General features: G+C 65.0%; 17 protein-coding genes (1 of these 17 cut by a window edge). 7 read left to right on the top strand and 10 right to left on the bottom strand.

All coding sequences use genetic code 11. The features are described 5' to 3' along the window. From M2341_RS15740 to hisS, 4 genes are all read right to left on the bottom strand, one after another. A protein-coding gene (locus M2341_RS15740) for a DUF4167 domain-containing protein (RefSeq protein WP_264577223.1) crosses the window boundary here: on the bottom strand, nucleotides 1–513 show its 5' portion. 273 nt of this gene lie to the left of the window's left edge; 513 of the gene's 786 nt are visible here — the first part of the coding sequence; it begins with the start codon at nucleotides 511–513; its stop codon lies off the left edge, out of view. Between the two features lie 273 nt (nucleotides 514–786). Continuing rightward, nucleotides 787–1,656 carry a peptide chain release factor N(5)-glutamine methyltransferase gene (gene prmC, locus M2341_RS15745; RefSeq protein WP_413715650.1) on the bottom strand — a complete coding sequence of 290 codons (870 nt, stop codon included), beginning with the start codon at nucleotides 1,654–1,656 and terminating at the stop codon, nucleotides 787–789. Between the two features lie 40 nt (nucleotides 1,657–1,696). Further along, nucleotides 1,697–2,776, bottom strand: a complete 1,080-nt coding sequence (prfA, locus tag M2341_RS15750) for a peptide chain release factor 1 (RefSeq protein ID WP_264585877.1) — start codon at nucleotides 2,774–2,776, stop codon at nucleotides 1,697–1,699. Next, nucleotides 2,773–4,098 carry a histidine--tRNA ligase gene (gene hisS, locus M2341_RS15755; protein WP_264585878.1) on the bottom strand — a complete coding sequence of 442 codons (1,326 nt, stop codon included), beginning with the start codon at nucleotides 4,096–4,098 and terminating at the stop codon, nucleotides 2,773–2,775. Before hisS ends, prfA begins: the two co-directional genes overlap by 4 nt. 95 nt (nucleotides 4,099–4,193) lie before the next feature. On the opposite strand from hisS, the gene M2341_RS15760 reads away from it, so the two are divergent. The 4 genes from M2341_RS15760 (at nucleotide 4,194) to ppa (ending at nucleotide 8,801) form a co-directional block, all read left to right on the top strand. Further along, nucleotides 4,194–4,601 (top strand): GFA family protein, encoded by a 408-nt coding sequence (locus M2341_RS15760; protein ID WP_264585879.1) that lies wholly within the window; start codon nucleotides 4,194–4,196, stop codon nucleotides 4,599–4,601. Between the two features lie 122 nt (nucleotides 4,602–4,723). Continuing rightward, nucleotides 4,724–6,187: a carotenoid oxygenase family protein gene (locus tag M2341_RS15765; RefSeq protein WP_264579895.1), complete on the top strand. Its 1,464-nt coding sequence runs from the start codon at nucleotides 4,724–4,726 to the stop codon at nucleotides 6,185–6,187. Nucleotides 6,188–6,274: 87 nt separating this feature from the next. Continuing rightward, a complete protein-coding gene (locus M2341_RS15770; RefSeq protein ID WP_264586066.1) occupies nucleotides 6,275–8,230 on the top strand; it encodes a M61 family metallopeptidase in 1,956 nt (651 codons plus the stop codon). 19 nt (nucleotides 8,231–8,249) lie between these two features. Continuing rightward, on the top strand, nucleotides 8,250–8,801 hold the full coding sequence (gene ppa, locus M2341_RS15775; protein ID WP_181558429.1) for an inorganic diphosphatase: 552 nt from the start codon (nucleotides 8,250–8,252) through the stop codon (nucleotides 8,799–8,801). Between the two features lie 115 nt (nucleotides 8,802–8,916). Here the strand turns inward: ppa and M2341_RS15780 are convergent, their stop codons facing one another. Continuing rightward, nucleotides 8,917–9,339 (bottom strand): hypothetical protein, encoded by a 423-nt coding sequence (locus M2341_RS15780; RefSeq protein ID WP_264585880.1) that lies wholly within the window; start codon nucleotides 9,337–9,339, stop codon nucleotides 8,917–8,919. 156 nt (nucleotides 9,340–9,495) lie between these two features. Here M2341_RS15780 and gyrB point away from each other — a divergent pair, with 156 nt between their 5' ends. Next, nucleotides 9,496–12,030 (top strand): DNA topoisomerase (ATP-hydrolyzing) subunit B, encoded by a 2,535-nt coding sequence (gene gyrB / locus M2341_RS15785; RefSeq protein ID WP_264585881.1) that lies wholly within the window; start codon nucleotides 9,496–9,498, stop codon nucleotides 12,028–12,030. Nucleotides 12,031–12,102: 72 nt separating this feature from the next. Here gyrB and M2341_RS15790 read toward each other — a convergent pair whose 3' ends face one another. Genes M2341_RS15790 through M2341_RS15800 form a run of 3 tightly spaced genes read right to left on the bottom strand, consistent with a single transcriptional unit; the run spans nucleotide 12,103 to nucleotide 16,279 of the window. After that, a complete protein-coding gene (locus M2341_RS15790; RefSeq protein WP_264585882.1) occupies nucleotides 12,103–13,632 on the bottom strand; it encodes a DHA2 family efflux MFS transporter permease subunit in 1,530 nt (509 codons plus the stop codon). Between the two features lie 27 nt (nucleotides 13,633–13,659). After that, nucleotides 13,660–14,814, bottom strand: coding sequence for an HlyD family efflux transporter periplasmic adaptor subunit (locus M2341_RS15795; protein WP_264585883.1), 1,155 nt, complete (start codon nucleotides 14,812–14,814; stop codon nucleotides 13,660–13,662). Next, entirely contained in the window at nucleotides 14,807–16,279 is a 1,473-nt protein-coding gene (locus tag M2341_RS15800) for an efflux transporter outer membrane subunit (RefSeq protein WP_264585884.1), read from the bottom strand. Before M2341_RS15800 ends, M2341_RS15795 begins: the two co-directional genes overlap by 8 nt. Nucleotides 16,280–16,369: 90 nt before the next feature. On the opposite strand from M2341_RS15800, the gene M2341_RS15805 reads away from it, so the two are divergent. Then, nucleotides 16,370–17,008, top strand: coding sequence for a TetR/AcrR family transcriptional regulator (locus M2341_RS15805; RefSeq protein WP_264585885.1), 639 nt, complete (start codon nucleotides 16,370–16,372; stop codon nucleotides 17,006–17,008). A gap of 92 nt (nucleotides 17,009–17,100) precedes the next feature. Next, nucleotides 17,101–18,219, top strand: coding sequence for an alanine dehydrogenase (gene ald, locus M2341_RS15810; protein ID WP_264585886.1), 1,119 nt, complete (start codon nucleotides 17,101–17,103; stop codon nucleotides 18,217–18,219). Here the strand turns inward: ald and M2341_RS15815 are convergent. Both M2341_RS15815 and M2341_RS15820 read right to left on the bottom strand, forming a co-directional pair. Continuing rightward, the gene (locus tag M2341_RS15815) at nucleotides 18,216–19,139 is read right to left on the bottom strand and encodes a hypothetical protein (RefSeq protein WP_264585887.1); all 924 of its coding nucleotides are present in this window, start codon (nucleotides 19,137–19,139) and stop codon (nucleotides 18,216–18,218) included. The genes ald and M2341_RS15815 overlap by 4 nt on opposite strands. A gap of 2 nt (nucleotides 19,140–19,141) precedes the next feature. After that, on the bottom strand, nucleotides 19,142–20,149 hold the full coding sequence (locus M2341_RS15820) for an aldo/keto reductase (protein WP_264585888.1): 1,008 nt from the start codon (nucleotides 20,147–20,149) through the stop codon (nucleotides 19,142–19,144). Nucleotides 20,150–20,267: the final 118 nt, after the last annotated feature.

Consider the following 20,267-nt stretch of genomic DNA (forward strand, 5'->3'; position numbering starts at 1 on the left):
GGGCCGCTCTGCCCGTTCCGCACGCTCGCCCTGGTCCTGACGCGGCTCCTGCCGTGCCGGGCGATCCTGCCCGTCCCGGTCCCGCCCACGATCGCGGCGCGGGCGCTCGTCCTGATTGCGATTGTCCTGCTGACGGAAATCCTGATGGCGCGGTGCGAACTCGTCGCCATCCTCGCTGCCGTCGATCAGCTCGTCATTGTCGAAGCTGTTGTCCTGATCGCCATCGTCGTTGCGACGGAAGCGGCCCTGCTGCTCCTCCTGCCGCGCACGGTTGTCGGCGAGGACGCGAAAATAGTGATCGGCGAACTGCAGATAATATTCCGCGTTCACCCGATCGCCGGACATCTGGGCGTCGCGCGCCAGATTGCGATATTTTTCGAGAAGCTGAGGCGCATTGCCCCGTGCGCGGCTGTCGATCCGGTTGCCCGAATCGCCGTTACCGCGATTGCCTCCGCCCCCTTGGCGCGGGTTATTCCGACCGCGACGGCGACCGGCCTGACGATTATTGATCAAAGGTTCGTCCCTATGCTCTCGACTAAAACCCGGCGTTCCCGATCAATGGCCCCAAGCGCTATACAACACATCGTTGGCGGAACGGTTTTGACACCGCTCTCGCCCCGCGCTTCGGCCAACGGCTCCAATTCCAGAACGCCGCCAAAACTGTGGGAGCAGACCACTCACGCAAGCGCTTCGCGCGTTTGCAACAGTGATCCTGAAACTGGCAGATAGTCGTTCCCGTGCATCAAACCAAGCGAAAATCGTTGGGAGCCGTGAAAAAGCGCAGCCCTATGCCCTGGTGAGCACCAGCGCCCGTGCCCGTCCGGCCAGATCGCGGCGCACCGCGACATGGAAGCCGGCTTCCCGAAACAGTGCGCCGGCCGTCTCCTCTTGGTCGAAACCGATCTCGAAGATCGCTGCGCCCCCTGCGGCGAGGCGGTCGCCCGTCTGCGCGGCAAGCCGCCGATAATCGTCCAGCCCGTCGGCTCCCGCGAACAGGGCGCTGGCTGGCTCATGATCGCGCACCTGCCGGGGCAGCATGGCGGACGTGCTGATATAAGGCGGATTGCAGAGGATAAGATCGAAGCGCTCGTCGATCCCCTCGGCCCAGTCCCCCCCGCGGATCTCCGCCCGCGCCTCCATCCCGCAAAGCCGGACATTCGCCCGTGCGATCTCGATCGCAGCCGCAGAGGCATCGACGCCGACACCGCTCGCCTCCCGCCAGACATCCAGCGCCGCCAGCAGCAGCGCCCCCGAGCCGGTGCCGAGATCAAGAATGCGTCCCGGCGGCCGCCTCCCCTCGAACTGCGCTATGGCCGCCTCGATCAGGGTCTCGCTGTCCGGTCGCGGCACGAGCACGCCCGGCGCGACCTTCAGGGTCAGCGTCCAGAAATCCCGCGTGCCGGTGATGTAGGCGATCGGCTCATGCGCCAGCCGCCGGGCGAGCAGCGCATCGGCGCCCTCGGGGCAGGAGAGCCGGGGCAGGGCAAGGATCATCTCCTCGCGGCTCATCGCCAGCGCGTGGGCGGCAAGCAGTTCAGCATCGAGCCGGGGCGTATCGCTGACCGCGCCCAGAGCGGTCGTGGCGGCGCGCAGCCAATCGGCCAGCCCGCTCACAAGCTCGTGCTCCTGCGAAGGCAGGAGCCCAGGGCAAAGCATCCCCCCGCTCCCGGCTTCATGGTCGACACACCCCCGCCGCTCACGCCGCCATGTCGAGCTGCGCCAGCCGCGCAGCCTCATCCTCGGCGATGAGCGCGGCGATCACCTCGTCTAGTCCAGGGCCTTCGAGAATTTCCGGCAGGCGATGCAGAGTCAAGTTGATGCGGTGATCGGTCACGCGGCCCTGCGGGAAATTATAGGTGCGGATGCGCTCCGAGCGGTCGCCCGAGCCGACCATCGCCTTGCGCGCGCCCGCATGCTCCGCCTGCGTGCGCTCGCGCTCGGCTTCATAGAGGCGTGTGCGCAGCACCTTCATGGCCTTCGCCTTGTTCTTGTGCTGGGACTTCTCGTCCTGCTGCGTCACGACGAGACCCGTCGGCAAATGGGTGATGCGCACGGCGCTGTCGGTCGTGTTCACATGCTGCCCGCCCGAGCCGGACGAGCGATAGACGTCGATCCGCAGGTCGGTCGCCTCGTTGATCTGCACGTCGACATCCTCGGCCTCGGGCAGCACGGCCACGGTCGCCGCCGAGGTATGGATGCGCCCACCGCTCTCCGTCACCGGCACGCGCTGCACGCGATGGACGCCGCTCTCGAACTTCATGCGCGCGAACACCCCAGTGCCGGTCACGCTGGCGATCACTTCCTTGAAGCCGCCCGCCTCGGACGCGCTGGCCGAGATGATCTCGACGCGCCAGCCCTGCGTCTCGGCATAGCGCTGATACATGCGGAATAGATCGCCGGCGAACAGCGCAGCCTCATCGCCGCCGGTACCGGCGCGAATCTCCAGCATGGCCGGACGCGCATCCGCCGCATCCTTGGGGAGCAGCGCCACGGCCAGCGCATGTTCGGCCTGCGGGAGCCGCGCGCGCAGGCTCTCCAGTTCCTCCTGCGCCATCGCTTTCATTTCGGGATCGGCAAGCATCGCCTCCAGCTCGCCCTGCTCGGCGCGCAAATCCACCACCGCTCGCGCGGCCTGCACCACCGGCTCCAGCTCGGCATAATCCTTGGACAGCCGCACGAACTCCGCCGGATCAAGATCCGGCCGCGCCATCTGCGCCTGCACATCCTCCTGCCGCCGGAGGATCGCAGCGATGCGATCAGGGGAGATGGTGGTCATGCCCCGATGTCGGTCAGCAGAACCGTTGCGTGAGGAACCAGACCATCCACGTGATCAATTTCAAAGCTTCGACGGATAATTGCTTCTAGTTTTTTGGGCTCAAGGGAAGTGTCGAGGTCTTCCCGGCCAAATGCCAAACGAGCACAAACAGCCCCGGATGGGGCCGAGCCGCGCAGATTGGTCTTGATGATCCAGTCCGAATTGAGGCTACGTGCCTTTTGATAACGCTTCTTGAGGGATCCCGACACGATCGGTTCAACGGTGATTCCGTTGCGCCGGAAAAGTGAAGCAATCTGGAGAGCGAACATCTCCGAACCAATATCGTCGGCAACCACTACGAGTTCAGGGCGCTGCTCTCTCGGCGCATCCAGCAGCATCCCCAGCCGCTCAATCCCCGCCGCCCAACCGACCGCCGGGGTCGCCGGCCCGCCCAGCGTCTCGATCAGCCCGTCATAACGTCCGCCGCCCAGCACCGTCCCCTGCGCGCCCAGCCGATCCGTGACGAACTCGAACGCGGTGTGCCGATAATAATCCAGCCCGCGCACCAGCCGGGCATTGCGGGTCCACGCCACGCCGGCCGCCTTCAGCCCGTCGGTCACCTTCTCGAAGAAGGCCTGCGCCTCCTCGGTCAGATAGGCGTCGATATCCGGCGCGTCCGCCACGACCGCCTGATCGCGCGGGTCCTTGCTGTCGAGGATGCGCATCGGGTTCTTTTCGAGCCGGGTCAGACTGTCTTCGCTCAGGCTCGCCTTGTGCCCCTCGAAATGCGCAACCAGCGCCGCGCGCCACGCATCGCGGCTCGCGGCATCGCCCAGCGTGTTGAGCGTCAGCGTCACGCCCTCGCTGATGCCCAGCTCCTTGAGCAACTGATCGGCGAAGATCAGCAGTTCGGCATCGGCCAGCGGCTCGGCCGCGCCGATGATCTCGGCATCGATCTGGTGGAACTGGCGATAGCGTCCCTTTTGCGGCCGCTCATAGCGGAACAGCGGCCCGTGCGTCGCAACCTTGAGCGGCGCATATTGCTGCCAGCCCTCGGTGATATAGGCCCGCGCGATGCCGGCGGTGAACTCCGGGCGCAGCGTGAGCGAATCCCCGCCGCGATCCTCGAAGCTGTACATCTCCTTGGAGACGACATCGGTGGTTTCGCCCAGCGAGCGGGAGAAGACCGCCGTCTGTTCGAACACGGGCACCTCGATCCGCCGGAAGCCATAGAGCTTGCGGACTTTCTCGAACGTTTCGACCACATGCGCGAAGCGGTCCGCGCTGTCGCCGATCATATCCTGAGTGCCGCGAACGGGCCGGGGTGTCTCGATTTTCGCCATGGCCGCGCCTCTAGCGGGAATCGCGCTTTAAGGAAACCGGCTTGCAAGTGCAGCTTGTTCTCTTTATGTTCCAAATTGGGCTTGAGGAGACGATGATGAGCGAGAGTTTGGAAGGTGGATGCCAATGCGGCGCGGTGCGTTACCGGGCGACAGGAGTGCCTGAGCATGTGGCGCTCTGCCATTGCGCAGACTGCCGCAAATCGTCCGGCGCGCCGATGGTGCTCTGGGCCGCCTTTGCCGAAAAGGCGGTGACGGTGCTGACCGGTTCTGTCAGCGATTATCAGTCCTCGCCGTCGGTGACCCGGAGCTTCTGTCCCGTCTGCGGCACGGGCCTGTTCTTCACAAATCCGGAGGCGCTGCCCGGGCTGATCGACATCCAGGCTGCCACGTTCGACGATCCCGAGGCGCTGCCGCCGCAAGTGCAGATCCAGACCGCCGAGCGGCCGCACTGGATGACCACGCTGGATGCCCTGCCGAGCTTCGCGCGCTTTCCTGGCGAATAAGGTTCGCCCCATCCACTTCACCTGAAGCGCGACGAGGCGGAGGGTTTGACACGGATCAACGCCGCCCCTGTCGAAAGCGGCCATTCACTCGACTTGTTGAGAGATCAATCAAGGAGAGTCGGATGGCCCACTACCCCAATACGCCCGGCATGACAGGCGTGCTGCGCCCGTTGCGCATCGAAGGTGACATTCTGGATATGGAAGTCGAGGGGGAAATCCCCACGCAACTCAATGGCACCTTCCATCGCGTCCACCCCGATGCGCAATTCCCGCCGATGTTCGAGAACGATCAGTTCTTCAATGGCGACGGCATGGTCAGCCTGTTCCACTTCCATGATGGCAAGGTCGATTTCCGCCAGCGCTACGCCCAGACCGACAAGTGGAAGGCCGAGCGGGCCGCCGGCAAGTCGCTGTTCGGCATGTATCGCAATCCGCTGACCGATGACGAGAGCGTCAAGGGCATGATCCGCGGCACGGCCAACACCAACGTCATGGTCCACGCCGGCAAGCTCTATGCGATGAAGGAGGACAGCCCCTGTCTCATCATGGATCCGCTCAGCCTGGAGACCGAGGGCTACACGAATTTTGACGGCAAGATCAAAAACCAGACCTTTTCCGGCCATGGCAAGATCGACCCCGTCACCGGCAATTTCTGCAACCATGGCTATGCCGCGACCGGCGTGCTGACCGACGATGTCAGCTATTTCGAGATCGATCCGCAGGGCAATGTGCTGTTCGAGACCTTCTTCAAGGTCCCCTATTATTGCATGATGCACGACTTCGGCCTGACGCAGGATTATGTGATCTTCCACATCGTGCCGATCACCGGCAATTGGGATCGGCTGAAGGCCGGCAAGCCGCATTTCGGCTTCGACAAGACGCTCCCGGTCTATCTCGGCGTGCTGAAGCGCGGCGCTGACGGCTCCGACATTCGCTGGTTCAAGCGCGACAACTGCTTCGCCAGCCATGTCATGAACGCCTATCAGGATGGCACCAAGATCCACTTCGATACCTGCGAGGCGAAAGGGAACAGCTTCCCCTTCTTCCCGGACATCCATGACGACAGCTTCGATCCGGTCGCGGCGCGTCCCTTCCTGACCCGCTGGACGGTCGACCTGGCCTCCAACGGCGACGAATTCACCAGCATAGAGAAGCTCACCGACTGGATCGACGAATTTCCCCGCATCGACGAGCGCTTCGTCGGCCAGCCCTATCGCCACGGCTGGGGCCTGGTGATGGACCCGGACATGCCGATGGACTTCCTCCGTGGTCGCGCCAGCGGCTTCAAGATGAACAAGATCGGCCATTGGGATCTCGTCGCACGCACCGAGGATTGCTGGTGGGCGGGTCCGGAATCGATCATCCAGGAGCCCTGCTTCGTGCCGCGCTCGGCCGATGCGCCGGAGGGCGATGGCTACATCATCGCGCTCGTGGACAATCTCATCACCAACTATTCCGACCTGGTGGTGCTCGACGCGCTCAACCTGCCCGCCGGGCCAATCGCCCGCGCCAAGCTGCCCATCCGCATCCGCTCGGGCCTGCATGGCAATTGGGCTGACGCCAGCAAGCTGCCGCGCGCAGCCTAAAGACCAAGCATAGGATATAGACCGAGGGGGTGGACGCCTTGCCACCCCCTTGTCATGCTGGGCGCATCTGTTTCCCGGAGTGCCATGATGCGCCGTTGCCTTTTGCCTGCCCTTCTTCTGCTGACCCTGCCCGCGAGCGCTCTTTTCGCTCAGGATGCCGCAGCGCCGCCGCCGCGCTCTGCCCCCACCGCTCTGCCGATCCTGAGCACCGTGCCGCAGGCGCGGGACATCGCCTGGACCAGTGGCACGCTCAAGCTGGAGGTGGACGCGACCGATGTGGACCGGCGCATCATCACCATTCGCGAGACCATCCCCATGTCGACCGGTGGTCCGCTGACCCTGCTCCTGCCGGAATGGCTGCCGGGCCACCACGCCCCGCGCGGGCAGATCGAGAAGATCGCGGGCCTGAGCTTCACCACGGCGGACGGCCGGCCGTTGCGCTGGAAGCGCGACCCGCTCAACGTCTACGCCTTTCACCTCTCCGTGCCGGACGGGGCAGGCGCCGTGATCGCCAATTTCCAGTTTCTGGCGCCCACCGCGGGAAATCAGGGCCGGATCGTGATGACCGACTCGCTGCTCAACCTGCAGTGGGACAGCGTCTCGCTCTATCCGGCCGGCTTCTACACCCGCCGCATCCCGATTCAGGCCAGCGTCACGCTGCCGGAAGGCTGGACCGCAGCGACTGCGCTGGCCAGTGAACGCGACGGCAAGACGGTCCGCTACGAGGAGACCGATTACGAAACGCTGGTCGATTCGCCGATCTTCGCAGGGCTCCACAGCCGCGAGATCGCGCTGGCGCCAGACGTGCGGCTGAGCGTCTTTGCCGATACGCCGGAAGAGCTCAAAGCCACCGAGCCGCAGATCAACCTGCATCGCCGCCTTGTCGATGAAGCCGTCGCGCTGTTCGGCGCGCGCCATTATGATCGCTATAATTTCCTGCTCTCCATCTCGGACAAGCTGGGCGGCATCGGCCTGGAGCATCACCGGCTCAGCGAAAATGGCGTCTCGCTGGGCTACTTCACGCAATGGGAGGCCGCGCTGGGCGACCGCGACCTGCTCGCGCACGAATTCACCCATAGCTGGAACGGCAAATATCGCCGCCCGGAGATGCTCTGGACACCCGATTTCGCCACGCCCATGCAGGACGACCTGCTCTGGGTGTATGAAGGACAGACCCAGTTCTGGGGCTATGTGCTCTCCGCCCGCTCGGGACTGCTGAGCAAGGCCGAGACGCTCGATGCGCTGGCCGCCATCGCCGCGCGGCTCGACGCGACCAGAGGCCGCACCTGGCGCCCAGTGATCGACACCACATACGATCCGATCATCGCGGCCCGCCGCCCCAAGGCCTGGACGAGCTGGCAGCGCCCGGAAGACTATTATAATGAAGGCCTGATGATCTGGCTGGAAGTGGATGCCATCATCCGCCGCGAAACCGCTGGCGCGCGCGGCATCGATGATTTCGCTAAGGCCTTCTTCGGCGTGAACGATCGCGACTGGGGCGTGCTGACCTACAATCGTCAGGATGTGATCGACACGCTGAACGGCGTCGTCGCTTATGATTGGGACGGGCTACTGCGCGAGCGGATAGAGCAGACCAATAGCGAGGTCACGAAGGCCGGGTTCGACCTAGGTGGCTACAAGCTGACCTACGGCCTTATCACCAATTCGACGATTCGGGCCGCCGAGACCGTGGGCAAATATGTCGACCAGAGCTTCGGCCCCGGGCTGATCGTCGGGGAAGATGGCGTCGTGCGCTCCGTCATCTGGGATAGCCCCGCCTTCAAGGCAGCCATCGCGGTCGGCGATTCGATCACGGCGGTTGGCGACACCGAGTTTTCCGCCGATGTCTTCCGCGAGGGGGTGCGGGCGACGGCCCAAAAACATCCGCTCGTCCTGACCCTGAGGCGGGACAAAAGATATCGCACGATCACGCTCGATTATTCCGGCGGCCTGCGCTATCCGCGCCTCGAAAAATCACAAGAGGGTTCAACCAGTCTCGACCGACTGCTGACAGCGCGGACCGGCGAGACTTCCGTCAATTAACCTGTGGGTGCGAAAAACCATGAACATCGATATGATTCCTGTCGGCAGCAATCCGCCGGAAAGCCTCAATGTCGTCATCGAGGTGCCGACCGGTGGCGAGCCGGTGAAATATGAGTTCGACAAGGCATCGGGCGCCCTGTTCGTCGATCGCATCCTGCACACGCCGATGCGCTACCCCGCAAATTACGGTTTCGTGCCGCACACGCTCTCGCCCGATGGCGATCCGCTCGATGCGCTGGTCGTGGCCCGCTCGCCCTTCATCCCGGGCTCAGTGGTGCGCGCCCGCCCCATCGCCGTTCTCAACCTCGAGGATGAGCATGGTGGCGATGAGAAGCTGCTCTGCGTTCCCGACGACGCGACCTTCCCTTATTACGCCAATGTGACCGAGAAGGAGCATCTGCCCGACATCGTGTTCAAGCAGGTCGAGCACTTCTTCACGCACTATAAGGATCTCGAGGCCGAGAAGTGGGTGCGTGTCGGCACCTGGGGCAACAGCGCGGAAGCTCGCCAGATCACGCTGGAAGCCATTGAGCGCTACCAGCAGAACAAGGCCGCGAAGAGCGCCGCCTGATCGTTTGGCCCCCGTGCGCGGGGCCCGCAGATACAAAAAGAGGCTCCCAGCGCACCGCCGGGAGCCTCTTTTTTTTGTAAGAACCATATTGAGCCCCCTGCCGGCGGCGACCGGGTCATAAGCTCGAGGTCTTCACCTTCTCATAGGGGACGAACTTGCCAAGGCTGACGAAGCCGCGCGGGAAGTGCCCGGCGCGATCGACCAGCCGTACGATATCGACATCGCACAGCTGCGAGCTGCTCGTCTTGGTGACGAGAATATCGTCATCATCAAGGGACGAGGCGCCGCTCACCGGCCGGTTGACGTAGAGCTTGCCGCCAACCTCATAGATGATCGCCGTCTTGTCGATGATCTGCGTCGAGCGCACGCTGCTCAGGCTGATGCACCGGACCGGCTCTCCGGCGGTGCGCCCTTCCAGCGCCTTGGCGAGCTTGGCGTCAGCCTTGGCCTGCGCCTCTGCTACGCGAGTCGATTGGGCGGCGGCGGGCACCGTAGCGACCATCGCGACCCCGATAATGCCTGTGAACAGGCGAGACATGAAACGCATCCTGCGTCCTTTCCGGTTTCCCATTTCCCGCGCCCGATTGCCGCTCTACCCCCTTCTGCCTGAATGGGCCATGAGCGCCCCTTCCCGCGCGGTGAAAAAACAGCATTTCGCTTCCGTTCGTCGCCCCCTTTTCCTATAGGCTGGGGCATGACGGACAATAGCAATACGACCCCCGCTCAGAACGCAAATGATTATGGTGCCGACAGCATCAAGGTGCTGAAGGGCCTAGACGCCGTGCGCAAGCGCCCCGGCATGTATATCGGCGATACCGATGACGGCTCCGGCCTGCATCACATGGTCTTCGAGGTGAGCGACAACGCCATTGACGAGGCGCTGGCCGGACATTGCGATCTGGTGCTGATCGAGCTGAACCCGGACGGCTCCGTTTCGGTCGAGGATAATGGTCGCGGCATCCCGACCGACATTCACCGCGAAGAAGGCGTCTCCGCCGCCGAGGTCATCATGACCCAGCTCCACGCCGGCGGGAAGTTCGAGAACACCTCCGACGACAATGCTTATAAGGTCTCGGGCGGCCTGCACGGCGTCGGCGTCTCCGTCGTCAACGCGCTGTCCGAGTGGCTGGAGCTGACCGTGTGGCGCGAAGGCAAGGAGCACTGGATGCGCTTCCGCTATGGCGATGCGGAAGGCCCGCTCGTCGTGCGCGGCGATGCGCCTGTGGTCGACGGCAAGCCCAAAAAGGGCACGCGCGTCACCTTCCTCGCCTCGACCGACACGTTCAAGAACGTCACCGAGTTCGATTTCGACAAGCTGGAGCATCGCTATCGCGAGCTTGCCTTCCTCAACTCAGGCGTGCGCATCCTGCTGCGCGACAAGCGCCATGAAGAGGTGAAGGAGCATGACCTGTTCTACGAGGGCGGCATCGCAGCCTTCGTGAAATATCTCGATCGCAATAAGAACGCGCTGATGCCCGACCCCATCGCCATCTCGGCGGACCGGGACGGCATCGGCATCGATGTCGCGCTGGAGTGGAACGACAGCTATTACGAGAACGTCCTCTGCTTCACCAACAACATCCCGCAGCGGGACGGCGGCACTCATCTGGCCGCCTTCCGCGCCGCGCTGACGCGCACGCTCAACAGCTATGGCGACAAGTCCGGCCTGCTCAAGAAGGAGAAGGTCAGCCTGACCGGTGAGGACATGCGCGAGGGGCTGACCGCCATTGTCTCGGTCAAGCTGCCCGACCCCAAGTTCAGCAGCCAGACCAAGGACAAGCTGGTCTCCTCCGAGGTGCGCCAGCCGCTTGAGAGCCTGATGGCCGACAAGATGCAGGAGTGGCTCGAGGAAAATCCCGGCCACGCCAAGTCGATCATCCAGAAGGTGGTTGACGCCGCCGCCGCGCGCGAGGCTGCCAAGAAAGCCCGCGAACTGACGCGCCGCAAGGGCGTGATGGACATCGCCTCCCTGCCCGGCAAGCTCGCCGACTGTCAGGAGCGCGATCCCGCCAAGTCCGAGCTGTTCCTCGTCGAGGGCGATTCGGCCGGGGGTTCGGCCAAGCAGGGCCGCGACCGGCATTTCCAGGCGATCCTGCCCCTGCGCGGCAAGATCCTCAATGTCGAGCGGGCCCGGTTCGACCGGATGCTGGCCAGCCGCGAGATCGGCACGCTCATCCAGGCGATGGGCACCGGCATTCGCGACGACTTCAATCTGGAGAAGCTGCGCTACCACAAGATCGTCATCATGACGGACGCCGACGTGGACGGCGCCCACATCCGCACGCTGCTGCTGACCTTCTTCTATCGGCAGATGCCGCAGATCATCGAGGCTGGCCATCTCTACATCGCCCAGCCGCCGCTCTACAAAGCCACGCGCGGGCGCAGCGAGGTCTACCTGAAGGACGAAGCCGCGCTCGACCAGTATCTGGTCGACAATGGCGTCGATACACTGGTGCTGGAGACGGAAACCGGCACCCGCTCGGGTCAGGACCTGCGCGACCTCATCGACCATGCCCGGCGCAGCCGCGCGCTGATGCGCTATGTGCCGCGTCGCTATGACGGTGCGATCGTCGAGGCGCTGGCGCTGGCTGGCGCGCTGGCCTTCGATCTCTCCGACGATGCCCGCGCGCAGGCCCTCGCCCGCGCGGCGGAATGGTTGGACCGGACCGACGAGGAAGGCCGCTGGACCGGCCGCCTCTCGGCCGAGGGCGGCTATCATCTCGAGCGGCTGGTGCGCGGCGTGACCGATCATCACATCATCGAGCCGGCCTTCCTCAATTCCGCCGAAGCCCGCAAGCTGGACACGCTGACCAAGGAGCAGGCGAGCCTCTACGCCAGTCCAAGCCATCTGCTCGCCGCGCGCGCTGCCGCGGCGCAGGCGCAGGCCGAGAGCGAGGCGGAGGACGGCGACGGCGAAGAGACCGCCCTGCCCGCCGCCACGCAGGCGCGCGGCGTGCGGATCACCCGCCCGTCCGAGCTGCTCGACGCCGTGCTGGCCGCCGGCCGCAAGGGCCTCGCGATCCAGCGCTACAAGGGCCTTGGCGAGATGAACGCCGACCAGCTGTGGGAAACCACGCTCGACCCCAATGTGCGCTCGATGCTCCGCGTCGAGATCGAGCAGGCGGACGTCGCCGACGAGATCTTCACGCGCCTGATGGGCGACATCGTCGAACCACGCCGCGAGTTCATCCAGGACAACGCCCTCAACGTCGCCAATCTCGACGTTTGAGGCACCCTCACTAACCAGTTTGGAATGAGGCACCCTCGGCCTGCTTGATATCGAGTCGGCTGAGGGTGCCCATCAGTGTGCCGCGCCCGGATCCACCGCCCTTTTCGGCCGGGGCGCGAACCATACTGCTGCGGCAGCGAACACGAAGGCGGCTGCGGACAGCAGGAACATGTGGTTGATCGCCACCGTCAGGCTTTCCTGCTGGACGGTCTGCTCGATCACCCCGCGCCCCTGGTCGAGCGAGAAGCCGGCGCCTTGCAGCGCCTCTCGCGTCGCCTCGCTGTTCATGGCGCCGACCATCTCGCTGCGCGCCGTCACAGCACTATTGGCCCACATGGTCGTCGCGACGGAGGTGCCGATGGCACCCGCCATTGTGCGCAGGAAGCTCATCACGCCTGCGGCCGACGCGGTCTCGTCCGGGTCCACCGCCGAGAGCGCAATCGTTGTGAGCGGAATGAAGAAGAAGGGCATGCCGATGCCCTGCATCAGCTGCGGGAAGGCCAGCGTCCAGAAGTCCGCGCCCGACGTCCAGTGCGCCCGCAGCAGCGACGTGAGGCCGAGCCACAGGATGCCGAATGTCACCAAAATGCGCGGATCGACTTTGTTGGTGAGCTTGCCGACGATGGGCGACATGATGACGGCAGCCACGCCCATGAAGGCGGTTACGTAGCCCGCATCGGTGGCGGTATAGCCAAGGTCGGTCTGCAGCCATTGGGGGATGAGCACCACCGCCGAGAACATCGTCCCGAAGGCAAGCGACAGGCTGAGCACCGCCGCTGAAAAGCCGCGATGCCGGAACACCCGCAGATTGACGATCGGTTGCGCCTCGGTCAGCTCCCAGGCGAGGAACAGCGCGAAGCCGATCAACGCGATGATCGCCAGGATTACGATCTTGCTGTCCCCGAACCAATCATGCTCGCGGCCGATGTCGAGGATGATCTGCAGCGCGCCGATCCACAGGATCAGTAGCGCCAGCCCGATCGTGTCGACACGCATCTTCTCGGTTCTGGTCTCCGCGTGGCGCAGGAAGCGGGTCGCGCCATAAGCGCAGAGCGCGGCGACCGGGATGTTGATGAAGAAAATCCAGTGCCAGGACCAGCTATCGCTGATGGTCCCCCCCAGGATAGGGCCGAGAATCGGCGCGATGACGGTGGTCATCGCCCACAGGCCCATTGCCTGCCCCCGCAGATGCTTGGGGAAGATGCGCATCAGCAAGGTCTGGCTGAGCGGCATCAGCGGCCCGCCGCACAACCCCTGGCCGATGCGGAAGGCGACCAGCATCCCGAGGCTGCTCGAAAGGCCGCAGAGCACCGAGAAAATGCCAAAGCCAATCATGCCGAAGGTGAAGGTACGCACGGTGCCGAAACGCCCCGCAAGCCAGCCGGTCAGCGGCACGCAGATCGCCTCTGCCACCGCATAGGAGGTGATGATCCACGTGCCTTGCGACGACGAGATGCCAAGCGACCCGGCGATATGCGCCACGGAGACATTGGCGATGGTGGTATCCAGCACCACCATGAAGTTGCTGAGCGCAAGGACGGCGCCGGCAATCACCAGCGCAGCGCCCGAGAGCGGCGTGAAATCATCCGCTTTGCTGGCCATGCCTGTGCCCTTCCCTACCCGTCGCGCTCAGTGCGCCGATGTATCGACCTCGGCGGTCATCGAGAGCCCAACCCGCAGCGGATGCGCGGCCAGCTCCTTGGCGTCGAGCGCGACGCGCACCGGCAGGCGCTGCACCACCTTGATCCAGTTGCCCGTCGCATTCTGGGCGGGGATCAGCGCGAAGGCCGATCCGGTACCACCCGAAAAGCCGACGACACGGCCATGATATTCGACGCTGCTGCCATACAGGTCGGAGACCAGCGTCACCGGCTGGCCCGGCTTCACCTTGGTGAGCTGGCTCTCCTTGAAATTGGCATCGACATAGACCTGACCGACCGGAACCACGCGCATCACCGTCGCGCCCGGCGCGATGCGCTGGCCGACTTGCACGGTCCGGTTGGCGATGACGCCATCGATGGGCGCGCGGATGACGGTTCGCTCAAGATCGAGCTCGGCCTGACGCACTTTTGCCTTTGCGGCGAGCACATCCGGATTGGTCTCCACGGTGCTGCCCTGGATCAACGCATCATTGGCGGCGAGATTGCCCGCGGCAACCCCGCGCGACGCGCTGGCCTGCGCCATGGCGGCCTTGGCCTGCTCCAGCGCCGCCCGGGCGCTGGCGAGCGCGTTGGTCGCCGCCGTCAGCTCATCACCGGAGACCGCACCATTGGCGGAGAGCGCCTTGCGCCGGCTATAATCGACCTGCGCCTTCTCGAACGAGGCCTGCGCCGCGACGAGTTGGGCCTGCGTGCTGCGAATGTCCGCGCCCCGGGCGAGAACCTGATCGGACAGCGCGTTACTTGTCGCGCTCGCCTGCCCGAACTGGCGGCGCGCCTTGGCCAATTCGGCCTGTGCGGTGGCGAGGGCAATCTGCGCGTCGCGATCATCCAGACGGACCAGGATATCGCCCGCCTTCACGCTGTCCGTGTCCGTCTTGAGCACGGCGGCGACTTGCCCGCCGACCATGGGGGTGATCTGCGCGGTATCCGCGCCGACATAGGCATTGTCGGTCTCGACATAATGGCTGCCGATGGCGGCATACCATCCGCCATAGCCGATGCCCGCGAGCAGAACCGCGCCGGCAATCGCCAGCAAAGCCGTCTTGCGCCGACTGCGGGAGGGCGCAGCGTCCGACGTTTGCGTTGCAGTAGCGGCAGGGAAGTGAGGGTCAGCTTCAGCCATGGGTAGCATCCTTGGTGGGCGTCGTTTGGGCAGCCGTGCCCGTATCGGTAAATCCGCCGCCGAGCGCGCGGACGAGTGCGACGTCGAGCGTGAAGGCCCGCGCCTGAAGATCGGCCACGGTGCGCTTGGCCTGCAGCGCACGGTCCTGCGCGGTAAGCACATCGAGAAAGGTGGAGAGCCCACCCTCGTAACGCTGCGTGGCAATCGCATAAGCCGCTTCGAAATCCGCGAGCGACTTGCGCGATTGCTCAAGCTGAACGGCAAGCGCGCGCTGGCTGACGACGGCATCTGCGACGGCGCGATAGGCGTCGGTCACTGTCCGGTCGTAGCTCGCAACGGCCTCGTCATAGCCGGCGCGGGCGCCTTTATACTGCCCTTGCAGCGCGCCGCCGCGAAAGATCGGTAGCGTGATCGCCGGACCAACGCTGCCATAGTCGGAGCCGCTCTTGAACAGGTTGGATAGCCCGAGCGACTGAAAGCCGAAGATCGCGGACAGGTTGATAGCCGGATAGAAATCGGCGCGGGCAACCTTGATACGGCTTGCCTCGGCCTCCACCCGCACCCGCGCGGCGGCAATGTCGGGCCGGCGGCCGACCAGATCGGTCGTGACATTCTCGGGAATGCCCCGCGCCGCGATGGTCACGGCTGGAGGCATGATCGCCAGACCGCGATCGGGGCCGGCGCCGAGCAGGGCTGCCAGCCGGTTGCGAGCCAGCCCGATCTGCTCATCCGTCGCGGCGAGATCGCTGCGGGCTGCGGGCACGGCGGCGCTGGCCTGCTTGAGCTCTGCCTGGGTATCGAGGCCGGAGGTCACGCGATCGCTCACCAGGCCCTGCGTCTTCTCGCGCACCTCCAGCGCCGTCTGCAGCACCGCCCGCTGCGCGAACAGCCGCGCCAGATCGGCATAGGCATCCGCGACATTAGTGGAGAGCATCAGCGCCGCCTGCTGATAATCGAGCTGCGCCGCCTCGGCATCCGAGCGGGCAGCGGCATAGGCCGCGCGATTGCGACCCCAGAGGTCAAGATCGAAACCGAGCGCGGCTTGGACATTGCCCGAGCTGTTCCAGCCCTGCGGCACGAAAGCCGGCGGAATGCCGTTATTATAGCTTTGCTTGGCAGCGGAGCCGCCGGCGGACACATCAAGCGAGGGCAAGCGGGCCGCGCCGGACTGCTGGGCGATCGCCTCGGCCCGGCGGACGCGCGCTAGCGCAACCGCGAGATCGGGCGATCCGGCCAGCGCCTCCTGAATCAGCCCGTCGAGCTGCGGGTCGCCATAGCTGGTCCACCAATCCGCCTTGACCCAGGGCGCGCCCGGGGCGGTCGGAGTCAGGCTCTGGCTCGCCGCGTAATGGTCGGCCGGCGCGATCGCCGGTGCCGGCCCCATATGGGGGACGGCCGCGCAGCCGGGGAGAGCCAGCATCGCGAGCAGGGCACCAGCGCGTCGGGACAGGAAAGTCGTGGCCATGAGTCGAAAAACCGTACTGTTGGGTACAGTCAGCGCTCTGATCCTCATCGACGGGGTTGTCAACAGAAAACTGTACTGTATAGTACGGTTATGGAGCAGGATACTGAAAAACTCCCCGTCACCCGCCGGGAAAGCCGCAAGCAGGACCGCCGGCAGGCCATTGTCGATGCTGCGCGCACCTCATTTCTGGAGCATGGTTATGCCGGCACGTCGATGTCCGGCCTGCTCAAGACGCTTGGCGGCTCCAAAGCGACGTTGTGGGGCTATTTCCGATCCAAGGAAGACCTGTTCGCCGCGGTCGTTGAGGAAGTCAGCCTGCAGTTTCGCGCCGAGATTCAGGATGTGCTGGCGACGAAGGCCGATCTTGAGTGCACGCTCATCGCCTTCTGTCGCGCCTTCCTGCGCAAGATCACGTCACCCGATGGGCAGGCCACCTGGCGGCTGGTCGTTGCGGAGAGTGGGCGCTTTCCCGAGGTCGGCAAGATTTTCCATGAGCGGGCCGCCCGGCCCGTCCAAGGCGCATTGCAGGCTTTCTTTGCCCGGCAAGTCGCCAGCGGCGCGCTGATCGAGGAAGACCCCGCAGTCATGGTCGAAGCCCTGATGGGCCTGTGCATCGGCCAGCACATGCGGGCGATCTGGGGATTCGAGCGACTGAACGACGCCGAGATTGACGTCTATGCGCTGCGCTTCACGCACATCTTCATGCGGGCCTACGCGCGGGGCACCTGAGATCCAGGCGGCGCATCGTCGCCCCCGCGCGGCCCGCCGCCTCATTGTCTCCAACACATCCTCTCCTATGTGCAGACGACAGGAGAAATTCGATGCGCATCGGGACAGTCAGGGAAATCAAGAACCACGAATATCGTGTCGGTCTCACCCCGGAGAGCGTGCGCGAACTGGTGGCGCATGGCCATGAGGTCTGGGTCGAACAGGCCGCGGGTCTAGGCATCGGCAGCAGCGATGAGGACTATCGCGCCGCCGGAGCGATCATCCAGCCCGATGCGCGGACGGTGTTCGAGCAGTGCGAGATGATCGTCAAGGTCAAGGAGCCGCAGGCGGAGGAGCGCGCAATGCTTCGGCCCGGGCAGATTCTCTACACCTATCTCCATCTCGCCCCCGATGCCGCCCAGACGGCCGATCTCGTTCGCTCCGGCGTGACGGCCATCGCCTATGAAACGGTAACCGGCCCGCAGGGCACGCTGCCCTTGCTCAAACCGATGAGCCAGGTGGCCGGGCGGATGAGCATACAGGCCGGCGCGACCGCGCTTGAGAAGGCGCATGGCGGGCGCGGCGTCCTGCTCGGCGGCGTGCCGGGCGTCCTGCCGGCGAAGGTGGTCATTCTCGGGGGCGGCGTGGTCGGCTTCAATGCCGCGCAAATGGCCACAGGATTGGGCGCCGACGTGACGATTCTCGACCGCAACCCGGATGTTCTGGAGCGCCTCGGCACCCACTTCGAGGGGCGCGCGAAGACCCGCTTCTCGGGCCGCGCGGCGCTTGCGGAAAGCCTTGTCGATGCCGATCTGGTGATCGGCGCGGTGCTGGTGCCCGGTGCTACCGCGCCGAAGCTGGTCTCACGCGACATGCTCTCGTCCATGAAGAGCGGCGCAGTGCTTGTCGATGTCGCGATCGATCAGGGCGGCTGTTTCGAGACCAGCCGGCCCACCACTCATGCCGAGCCGACCTTCATCGTGGACGGCATCGTGCATTATTGCGTCGCCAACATGCCCGGCGCTGTGGCCCGGACGAGCACCTACGCGCTGAACAACGTCACCCTGCCCCATGCGCTCAGCATCGCCGATCTCGGCTGGCGCGCCGCGCTTGCCCGCGACCCGCATCTGGCCAATGGCCTCAATGTCCATGCCGGCAAGGTCACCTGCCCCGCCGTCGCGGAGGCATTGGGTTATGAGGTGGAGCCGGTGAAGGCCGTGCTCGGGTTCTAGATCCCGGAAACGGTCGGCCCCTCGCCAAAGGGCATCAACGGGCTGACGCCCAGCACATCGGCCAGCGGTCTGCCATCGCTGAGCCGCCGGAACAGCGCATAGGCAATCCAGCGGGCGCGACCATCGACATTCGGCGCGCCGCGCCCTGCCAGATGATCGCTGATCCGAACAGTGCGCGTCTCCAGCGAGATGCGCGTCAGCCCGGTCCGGTTTTCCACCCCGACATGAGCGTGCTGCGCTGAAAAGGCGATGATCTCGCCCGGCGCGATCAGCACCGGCGTGCCTTGGGCCGCATCGATGGGGACGAGCGGGCGCGGCGCCATGCGACCGCGATCGGCTGAGGCGCTGCCGGTGCGGCGCCGGGCCATCACTTCGGCGAGATCGAAATCGGCGCTGTCATTGGGGATCGGCCGATCGAACAGCTCGGGCAGAAACGCGAAGGTGCGCCCGCTTGTGATCGGCCAGACCGGCGCCCACCAGTTGACCTGCGCCGCCAGATTGGTGCCCCAGCTATCGCGATGAAAGCCGACCGTCGCGGTGCTGCGCGCGCTGTGCGGCTGGTTATCCGCCGGCACGGGCGGCTGGAAGCGCAGCAGCAACCGGTCCCGCGCCACGTCGTCGGCCTGCAATCCCACCACTTCGAACAACGCGCGCCATAAGTTCTTGGCTTGCGCATCATTGGAGAAAGCGCGCTGCACGGCGTCGAGCGTCTCGGCTAGCGCCACCCTGTCCAGCGCCGCATGAATGCGCTCCGGATCGTGGGGCGCGAGGTGCTGCTCGACGAAGGCGCGAGCATGATCCGCGAGCGTGCGCATCGCCGGAAGGGTCCTAAAGCGGACGATATCGCCGCGATAGAGCTGATCATGCAGCGTATCGACCAATACCGCCGGCGCTGCGTAGATATCCGCCGCAGCGGCCATGCTCAGTCCCGCACCTGCCGGCCTTCGATGGGATAGGCCGGATCGGTATAGCCATGGGTGGAGGCATAACCGGGGGCCACCAACGCGTCGGCAAAGGCCTCGTCCTCGGGGCCCATCGGCACGCTCAGCGCATCCAGATAGGCATCCCACTGCGCCTCGGTGCGCGGGCCGGCAATCGCGGCGCTGACGAAGCGGTTGCGCAGCACCCAGGCCAAAGCGAAGGCGACGGTGCTCACCCCCTTGCCAGCGGCATGGGCATTCACCGCCTCGGCAATGGCCAGCGATTCGGTGCGCCACTCGGTCTGCTTGAGACGGACATCGCCTCGCGCGGCGCGGGAGTCCGCCGGCGGCGGCCCGTCACCGGCATATTTGCCGCTCAGCACGCCCCGGGCCAGCGGGCTGTAGGGCACCACGCCCAGGCCATAATGACCGGCGGCGGGCATCTGCTCCACCTCAACGAGGCGATCGACCATATTATACAGCGGCTGACTGGCGATCGGCCGATCCATGCCGATGGCGTCCGCCGCGCGGCAGATCTCGGCAATGCGCCAGCCGCGAAAATTCGACACGCCAAAATAACGCAGCTTCCCCTGCGCGATTAGATCGTCAATCGCCCGCAGCCCTTCCTCGAAGGGCGCATGAGGATCGGCCTTATGGAAATAAAGGAGATCGATATAGTCGGTGCCCAGCCGCTTGAGGCTCGCCTCGACATCCTGCACGATCCATTTGCGCGACTGCCCGCCCTCATTCGGCCCCTTCCCGAAGGCATGGCCGAATTTGGTGGCGACGACCCAATGATGCCGATGGTCGCGGATCGCCCGACCCACCACTTCCTCCGACTGGCCGCCATTATAGCCATCGGCGGTATCGAGAAAATTGATGCCCTGGTCGCGCGCCTTGTGGATGATCCGCGTCGCCGTGGGCTCGTCCGTCGCGCCGCCGAACATCATGGTGCCAAGGCAAAGCGGCGAGACCTTGAGGGCGCTGCGCCCCAGATAGCGATAGTCCATAGTCCCTCTCCTCTCCCTCCTGACACGATCGTGCGATTGGCAATCGCTACCATGCTAAGCAATCGCCGTCAGCCTTGAGGACAGCGCATCCATTCAAATTTCCATCTTCGGCCATTAG

It is taken from the genome of Sphingobium sp. B7D2B (assembly GCF_025961895.1).
Taxonomy (GTDB): Bacteria; Pseudomonadota; Alphaproteobacteria; order Sphingomonadales; family Sphingomonadaceae; genus Sphingobium.

Coding starts and splice junctions, on each gene's coding strand:
- prmC (WP_413715650.1), bottom strand. CDS start 1,656: ATGCTTTGCCCTGGGCTCCTGCCTTCGCAGGAGCACGAGCTTGTGAGC.
- prfA (WP_264585877.1), bottom strand. CDS start 2,776: ATGACCACCATCTCCCCTGATCGCATCGCTGCGATCCTCCGGCGGCAG.
- hisS (WP_264585878.1), bottom strand. CDS start 4,098: ATGGCGAAAATCGAGACACCCCGGCCCGTTCGCGGCACTCAGGATATG.
- M2341_RS15760 (WP_264585879.1), top strand. CDS start 4,194: ATGAGCGAGAGTTTGGAAGGTGGATGCCAATGCGGCGCGGTGCGTTAC.
- M2341_RS15765 (WP_264579895.1), top strand. CDS start 4,724: ATGGCCCACTACCCCAATACGCCCGGCATGACAGGCGTGCTGCGCCCG.
- M2341_RS15770 (WP_264586066.1), top strand. CDS start 6,275: ATGCGCCGTTGCCTTTTGCCTGCCCTTCTTCTGCTGACCCTGCCCGCG.
- ppa (WP_181558429.1), top strand. CDS start 8,250: ATGAACATCGATATGATTCCTGTCGGCAGCAATCCGCCGGAAAGCCTC.
- M2341_RS15780 (WP_264585880.1), bottom strand. CDS start 9,339: ATGTCTCGCCTGTTCACAGGCATTATCGGGGTCGCGATGGTCGCTACG.
- gyrB (WP_264585881.1), top strand. CDS start 9,496: ATGACGGACAATAGCAATACGACCCCCGCTCAGAACGCAAATGATTAT.
- M2341_RS15790 (WP_264585882.1), bottom strand. CDS start 13,632: ATGGCCAGCAAAGCGGATGATTTCACGCCGCTCTCGGGCGCTGCGCTG.
- M2341_RS15795 (WP_264585883.1), bottom strand. CDS start 14,814: ATGGCTGAAGCTGACCCTCACTTCCCTGCCGCTACTGCAACGCAAACG.
- M2341_RS15800 (WP_264585884.1), bottom strand. CDS start 16,279: ATGGCCACGACTTTCCTGTCCCGACGCGCTGGTGCCCTGCTCGCGATG.
- M2341_RS15805 (WP_264585885.1), top strand. CDS start 16,370: ATGGAGCAGGATACTGAAAAACTCCCCGTCACCCGCCGGGAAAGCCGC.
- ald (WP_264585886.1), top strand. CDS start 17,101: ATGCGCATCGGGACAGTCAGGGAAATCAAGAACCACGAATATCGTGTC.
- M2341_RS15815 (WP_264585887.1), bottom strand. CDS start 19,139: ATGGCCGCTGCGGCGGATATCTACGCAGCGCCGGCGGTATTGGTCGAT.
- M2341_RS15820 (WP_264585888.1), bottom strand. CDS start 20,149: ATGGACTATCGCTATCTGGGGCGCAGCGCCCTCAAGGTCTCGCCGCTT.